Origin of the sequence: Streptomyces longispororuber (genome assembly GCF_024448165.1) — a bacterium.
GTDB classification, from domain to species: Bacteria; Actinomycetota; Actinomycetes; order Streptomycetales; family Streptomycetaceae; genus Streptomyces; species Streptomyces longispororuber_A.
This window is the reverse complement of record NZ_JAMOLN010000359.1, coordinates 1-5,517: the sequence shown is the minus strand read 5'-3', so window position 1 is coordinate 5,517 and position 5,517 is coordinate 1. Positions and strand designations below refer to the sequence as shown.

The following is a 5,517-nucleotide window of genomic DNA, read 5'->3' as shown; positions in this document are numbered from 1 at the left end:
TCGGAGCCTGAGCGCCCACAGGGTCCGAGCCTCCTCAGACATCAACTGACCGATAGTGAGAGGAAGTACAGAGAATGGCCACGCTGCAGAGTCTCGACCCGCACACGCCGATGTTCGCCCAGTTCAAGGAGGAGACCGGACCCATCGTCCTGGCCAACACCTTCGTCGTCCCGCAGGAGAAGACCGAAGCGTTCCTGTCCCTCTTCCGGAGGCAGGCCGAGTTCATGAAGGCCCAGCCGGGATTCGTCTCCCTGCGGATGCACCGGGGAACGGCCGGCAGCCGACTGCTGATGAACATCGCGACCTGGGAGTCGACCGAGGCGCTCGCCAAGGCCTTCGGCCGCCCCGAGTTCCAGCGCATGGCAGCCGAGTTCCCCGACGACGTCGTGTCCTACCCGCACATCTTCGAGCAGATCGACGCGTGACACAGCAGCCCGTCCCTGAACCGTCCCTGAATCCGTCCCTGAGGAGGAGTCACCATGACCGTGGAGCTGAACCACACCATCGTCCCCGCCCGTGACCCGCACGTCTCGGCGCAGTTCCTCGCCGACATCCTCGGCCTGAGCGTCGATCCGCCGGTGGCCCACTTCACGCCGGTCACGCTGGCCAACCAGGTGAGCCTGGACTACGACCAGGCGGACGACTTCGAGCCCCACCACTACGCGTTCATGGTCGGCGAGGAGGAGTTCGACGCCGCCCTCGCCCGCATCCAGCACAGCGGGGTCACTCACTACGGTGACCCCGCGTGCCGGGAGACCGGGCAGATCTATCGCAGCAAGCACACGGAAGGCCGCAGGGGCACCTACTTCCGCGACCCCGACGGACATCTCATGGAGATCCTCACCCAGGGCGGCGGCGCCGGGGCGTGAGGCCGGCGGTGGCCCGGCGGACCCCGAGCCGCAGGGCCCCTACAGCCCGCGCCCGGCGTAGATAGCTGCTGCGCCCAACTCCTCTTCAACACGCAGAAGTTGGTTGTACTTGGCGGTCCGGTCGGAGCGGGACAGTGACCCCGTCTTGATCTGGCCGCACCCCGTCGCGACGGCCAGGTCGGCGATCGTCGTGTCCTCCGTCTCGCCGGACCGGTGGGAGATCACCACCGCCCAGCCGGCCCGGCGCGCCGCGGACACGGTGCCGAGCGCCTCCGTCAACGTACCGATCTGATTGACCTTGACCAGGACCGCGTTCCCGACGCCCGTACGAATGCCGTCGCGCACCAGCGCCTCGTTCGTGCAGAACACGTCGTCGCCCGTGAGCTGGCACCGGCTCCCGACCCGGGCCGTCAGCTCCCGCCAGCCGTCGAGGTCGTCCTCGGCCATGGGGTCCTCGACGGACACGATCGGATACGAATCGATCAACTTGGCCAGATAGTCGACCTGTTGGGCCGACGTGCGCCGGACGCCCTCGCCCTCGTACACGTACTCCCCGCCCCGGAAGAACTCCGAGGACGCCGGGTCCATGACGAGGCCGATGTCCGTACCCGGCCGGTACCCGGCCCGCTCGACCGCGGCCATCACGAAGTCGAGGGCCTCCTCGGCGGTGCGCAGCGCGGGGGCGAACCCGCCCTCGTCGCCGACGCCCGTCGAGTGGCCGGCGGCGAGCAGGTCGCGGCGCAGGGTGTGGAAGACCTCGGAGCCCATCCGGACGGCCTCGGCGAAGCTCGTCGCGCCGACCGGAGCGATCATGAACTCCTGGAAGTCGAGCGGATTGTCGGCGTGGGCTCCGCCGTTGACGATGTTCATCATCGGCATCGGCAGCACCCGGGCGTCGGCCCCGCCGAGGTAGCGGTAGAGCGGCTGGCGGTGCGCGGCCGCGGCGGCCTTGGCGGTGGCGAGGGAGACGCCGAGCAGGGCGTTGGCGCCGAGCCTGGACTTCGTGGGCGTGCCGTCGAGCGCGATGAGGGCGGCGTCCAGACCCGCCTGGTCGTCGGCGTCGCGCCCGGTGACAGCGGCCGCGATCTCGCCCTTGACGTGGGCCACGGCCCCGTCGACGCCCTTGCCGTGCCAGCGCTCGGGGTCGCCGTCGCGCAGTTCCACGGCCTCGCGGGCTCCGGTGGAGGCGCCGGAGGGGACGGTGGCGCGGCCCAGGGATCCGTCCGCGAGGGCGACATCGACCTCGACGGTGGGGTTGCCGCGGCTGTCGAGGACGGCCCGGGCGGTGACGGTGCGGATGACGGTGGACTCAACTGCGTGGAAACGCATGGGAGTTCCTTCTGTTGTCGCCTGCCGGGCCATGGCTGCGACGACGCTGGCGCTCGGCCCGACGGAAGAAACTCTACAGCATTACTGTTCAGTTCTGCTGTTCAGTTCTGCTGTTCAGTTCTGCTGTGTACTGCTGTCGCGCGATGCCGCTGCGCAGGGCATCGTCCGAGGTAAAGTGCCCTATGCCCACCCCGGAATCCGCCGCCGTCGCCGCCGAGCTGCGCGGTGCCATCGGAAAGCTCACCCGGCGCGTGAAGCACGAGGACCGGATCCCGCTCGGGCAGGTCGCCGTGCTCGGTGCCCTGGACCGCGACGGCGCCATGACCACCAGCGACCTCGCGACGGACCAGCGGGTGCGCCCGCAGTCCATGGCCCGTGCCGTCGGCCTGCTCCTGGAGCAGGGCCTGCTCACCCGCCGCCCCCACCCCACCGACGGCCGCAAGACCCTGCTCGACCTGACCGAGAAGGGCCATGCCGCGTTGGATGCGGAACGCGGCCGGAGGGCGGGCTGGCTCGCCCAGGCCATCGAGGCGGAACTCTCGGCGGAGGAGCGGGAGCTGCTGGCGCGCTCCGCCGGACTCATGGAGCGTCTGGCGGCTCGCTAGTCCGGGCATCGCCGTAGGCCGTCGACGGGCACGCCGTCCAACTTTCCCTCGACGAGGTCAGGATGCCGACGTGGGTTACAGGGAAGCCCAAGTGGAGATAAGTTCAGTGGAGTTGGTTACCAACCTCCGCAGGTTGGTCATGGAATGCCCAGGTGAGCACGCCGATCGACCGCCGATCGTCCCGTAGCAGCGGGACCGCGGCACACGCCACTGCCCCGCACCGGACTTCTTCCGGGCGGGGCAGAGACGTGTTTTCTGTACAGCACGTGTACGAGGCGCCTGGTACGGCAGAGGGCACCGATCTGTCCTACGCACAGTTCAGCGGCTTGTCCCTACGGGCAGAGGTCGGGTCACCACACGCGGCTGCTACCGCGTTCGACTCACCTGGGTACCCAAGGAGAAGCCATGACCTCGACGCCCCAACCCCCACCTGAACAACCGGTGGTCTCAGCCGGCATCACGCAACTTCCCAGGGCGAACGCGGTGGCCGCGGTAGCCGTCGCGCTCGCCGCCGTCCTGGGCGCGATCGCCGTGGTCGTCGTGGCGCCCTCGGGCCTGGACCACGAGGTGCTGGGTGCCGCCACGACGATCATTGTCTCGGGGTTCGCCCTCGCCACCCGGCTCGCCGTTCCCCGCCGCTGATCCGCTGGAAGGAGGGCCGTCTCCCCGGGCAGTCGATGCCGGGGGAGACGGCGCCTGCGGGTGCGGTCGGCCGGGGCCGATGCGGACGGGATGACCGGTGTCAGTCGGACATCGGGCGGAGGGCGAGTCCCTCGGTCCCTGCCCAGTAGCCGACCCGGGCCCCGTCGCTGACGACGGCCGGCTTGCCGAGGACGGCGGGGAAGTCGTGGCTGGTGTCGGTGCCCTCGCCGGAGATCAGACGGACGACGAACGTGTCGGTGGAACCCTCGTCGTAGGGCCCCTTGGCCGTGCGCAGGCCGGCCCAGGCGGTGTCGCCCGGTGCCAGGACCAGGGTCTCGTCGTCGGCGGTGTCCTTGTCCGGCTGCACGCTGGAGGTGGAACCGGGCTTGTCGTTGAGCCACACCTGCGGGTACTCGTTGATCGCGCACTTGCGCTGGGAGCGGTTGGTGAGCGAGAGGGCGTAGAAGGTGTTCTTGCTGCCGTCGGCGGGGGTGCGGGGCTCGGCGGAGAGGGCCGACAGGTCCTCGGGGCCGCAGTCCGGGTACGAGGTCCCGTTGCCGCCGCCCGTCTCGCCGCTGTCACCGTTCTTGCCGGTGCCCTTGGAGCTGTCGCCGGTACCCGTTCCGGTACCGCTGTCCGCTGTACTCGGGGAAGCCTTGGCGGTGGGGCCGGCCTGGGACGGCGTGGCCGTGGCGGAGGCCGAGGTCGGGGCGTGCGCGTTCGTCCTGTCGTCCGGCTGGCACGCGGTGCTGCCCAGCAGCGCGGCGACGACGGCCGCTCCGGCGAGCACGGTGCGCGAGACGTGACGTCTGCCGGGGCGCGTTCCGATGGTGGTCTTGTTCATGTTCCGCTCCTGGTCCCCCGTTGCCGGTCTCGGCGACCGGCCCGACATGTGGATGCGGAGTAATAGTGCTCATCCCGATCAGTGGACTCACCTCGAACGACCGGTTGTTACCAGTCCCGGACGGGGCTGTGGCCTTACGGGGGACAAGGGCGGCCCTGGAGGCCGCGGGCGCGGCTGCCCCGGCTACTTCGGATCGCGGTTGAACTGCGCCGCCGACCATCGGTAGCCCAGGGCGATCAGGCCGAGGCACCAGGCGAGGGCGATCCACCAGTTGTTGCCGATCTCGGTGCCGAGGAGGAGACCCCGCAGGGTCTCGATGGCAGGGGTGAAGGGCTGGTACTCGGCGATCGGCTGGAACCAGCCCGGCATGGTGTCCGCCGGGATGAAGGCGCTGGAGACGAGAGGCAGGAGGATCAGCGGCATGGCCATGTTGCTGGCAGCCTCCGGGGTGGGGCTCGCCAGGCCCATGCCGACCGCGATCCAGGTCAGCGCCAGAGCGAAGAGGACGATGAGCCCGAGCGCTGCCAGCCATTCCGGGACGGTCGCGTCGGTGGAACGGAAGCCCATGGCCACACCCACGGCGCCGACGAGGATCACGCTCATGACGGACTGCAGCACGCTGCCGACGACGTGGCCGACGAGGAGCGAGGGACGGTAGACCGCCATGGTGCGGAAGCGGGCGATGAGCCCCTCGGTCGTGTCCATCGACACGTACACCGCCGCCCCGATGACGGTGCTGCCGATGGTCATCAGCAGCAGACCGGGGACGATGTACGCGATGTAGTCGGAGCGGTCGGCGCCGCTTCCGCCGATGCCGGTGCTCATCACGTCGCCGAAGACGTAGACGAAGAGCAGCAGCATCATGATCGGGGTGAGCAGGAGGTTCAGGGTCCCTGACGGATAGCGCCGCGCGTGCAGGAGGTTGCGGCGCAGCATGGTGCTCGTGTCGCGGACGGCGAGGGTGAGCGAACTCATCGCAGGGTCTCCTTGGACTGGTTGGGGACGGTGGCCGGGCCGGTGAGGGCGAAGAACACGTCGTCGAGGTCGGGGGTGTGGACGGTGAGTTCGTCGGCCTCGATGCCGGCGGCGTCCAACTGGTCGAGGATCCGGTGGAGTTCGCGCTGGCTGCCGTCGCTGGGGACCTGCAGGGCGAGGGCGTCGTCGTCGCGGGTTGCTTCGCGGAGGGTGGCGGCGGCCGTGTGGTAGGCGGCCGGGTCGGTGAAGCGGA

Annotated in this window: 7 protein-coding genes and 1 pseudogene; 4 read left to right on the top strand and 4 right to left on the bottom strand. The window is 69.8% G+C overall.

Annotated features, from left to right (window positions below):
• The first annotated feature begins 74 nt into the window (after positions 1–74).
• Together M4J07_RS46505 and M4J07_RS46500 are read left to right on the top strand one after the other, a co-directional pair.
• On the top strand, positions 75–425 hold the full coding sequence (locus M4J07_RS46505; RefSeq protein WP_255983209.1) for an antibiotic biosynthesis monooxygenase family protein: 351 nt from the start codon (positions 75–77) through the stop codon (positions 423–425).
• A gap of 54 nt (positions 426–479) precedes the next feature.
• On the top strand, positions 480–869 hold the full coding sequence (locus M4J07_RS46500) for a VOC family protein (protein ID WP_255983207.1): 390 nt from the start codon (positions 480–482) through the stop codon (positions 867–869).
• 39 nt (positions 870–908) lie between these two features.
• Here the strand turns inward: M4J07_RS46500 and eno are convergent, their stop codons facing one another.
• Positions 909–2,198 carry a phosphopyruvate hydratase gene (gene eno / locus M4J07_RS46495; protein ID WP_255983205.1) on the bottom strand — a complete coding sequence of 430 codons (1,290 nt, stop codon included), beginning with the start codon at positions 2,196–2,198 and terminating at the stop codon, positions 909–911.
• Between the two features lie 182 nt (positions 2,199–2,380).
• Between eno and M4J07_RS46490 the strand changes: the two genes are divergently transcribed.
• Positions 2,381–2,803 (top strand): MarR family winged helix-turn-helix transcriptional regulator, encoded by a 423-nt coding sequence (locus tag M4J07_RS46490; protein ID WP_255983203.1) that lies wholly within the window; start codon positions 2,381–2,383, stop codon positions 2,801–2,803.
• Between the two features lie 405 nt (positions 2,804–3,208).
• Positions 3,209–3,445: a hypothetical protein gene (locus M4J07_RS46485; RefSeq protein ID WP_255983201.1), complete on the top strand. Its 237-nt coding sequence runs from the start codon at positions 3,209–3,211 to the stop codon at positions 3,443–3,445.
• Positions 3,446–3,545: 100 nt separating this feature from the next.
• Here the strand turns inward: M4J07_RS46485 and M4J07_RS46480 are convergent, their stop codons facing one another.
• From M4J07_RS46480 to M4J07_RS46470, 3 genes and pseudogenes are all read right to left on the bottom strand, one after another.
• On the bottom strand, positions 3,546–4,289 hold the full coding sequence (locus tag M4J07_RS46480; protein ID WP_255983199.1) for a DUF4232 domain-containing protein: 744 nt from the start codon (positions 4,287–4,289) through the stop codon (positions 3,546–3,548).
• Between the two features lie 183 nt (positions 4,290–4,472).
• Complete coding sequence (locus tag M4J07_RS46475; RefSeq protein ID WP_255983197.1) at positions 4,473–5,264, bottom strand: ABC transporter permease; 792 nt, start codon at positions 5,262–5,264, stop codon at positions 4,473–4,475.
• Positions 5,261–5,517: pseudogene (locus tag M4J07_RS46470) on the bottom strand (ABC transporter); the annotation flags it as partial. The pseudogene M4J07_RS46470 and the gene M4J07_RS46475, both read right to left, overlap by 4 nt.

Bases quoted from the DNA above. Each gene is read 5' to 3' on its own strand.
- M4J07_RS46475 (WP_255983197.1), bottom strand. From the start codon at position 5,264: ATGAGTTCGCTCACCCTCGCCGTCCGCGACACGAGCACCATGCTGCGC.
- eno (WP_255983205.1), bottom strand. From the start codon at position 2,198: ATGCGTTTCCACGCAGTTGAGTCCACCGTCATCCGCACCGTCACCGCC.
- M4J07_RS46505 (WP_255983209.1), top strand. From the start codon at position 75: ATGGCCACGCTGCAGAGTCTCGACCCGCACACGCCGATGTTCGCCCAG.
- M4J07_RS46490 (WP_255983203.1), top strand. From the start codon at position 2,381: ATGCCCACCCCGGAATCCGCCGCCGTCGCCGCCGAGCTGCGCGGTGCC.
- M4J07_RS46480 (WP_255983199.1), bottom strand. From the start codon at position 4,289: ATGAACAAGACCACCATCGGAACGCGCCCCGGCAGACGTCACGTCTCG.
- M4J07_RS46485 (WP_255983201.1), top strand. From the start codon at position 3,209: ATGACCTCGACGCCCCAACCCCCACCTGAACAACCGGTGGTCTCAGCC.
- M4J07_RS46500 (WP_255983207.1), top strand. From the start codon at position 480: ATGACCGTGGAGCTGAACCACACCATCGTCCCCGCCCGTGACCCGCAC.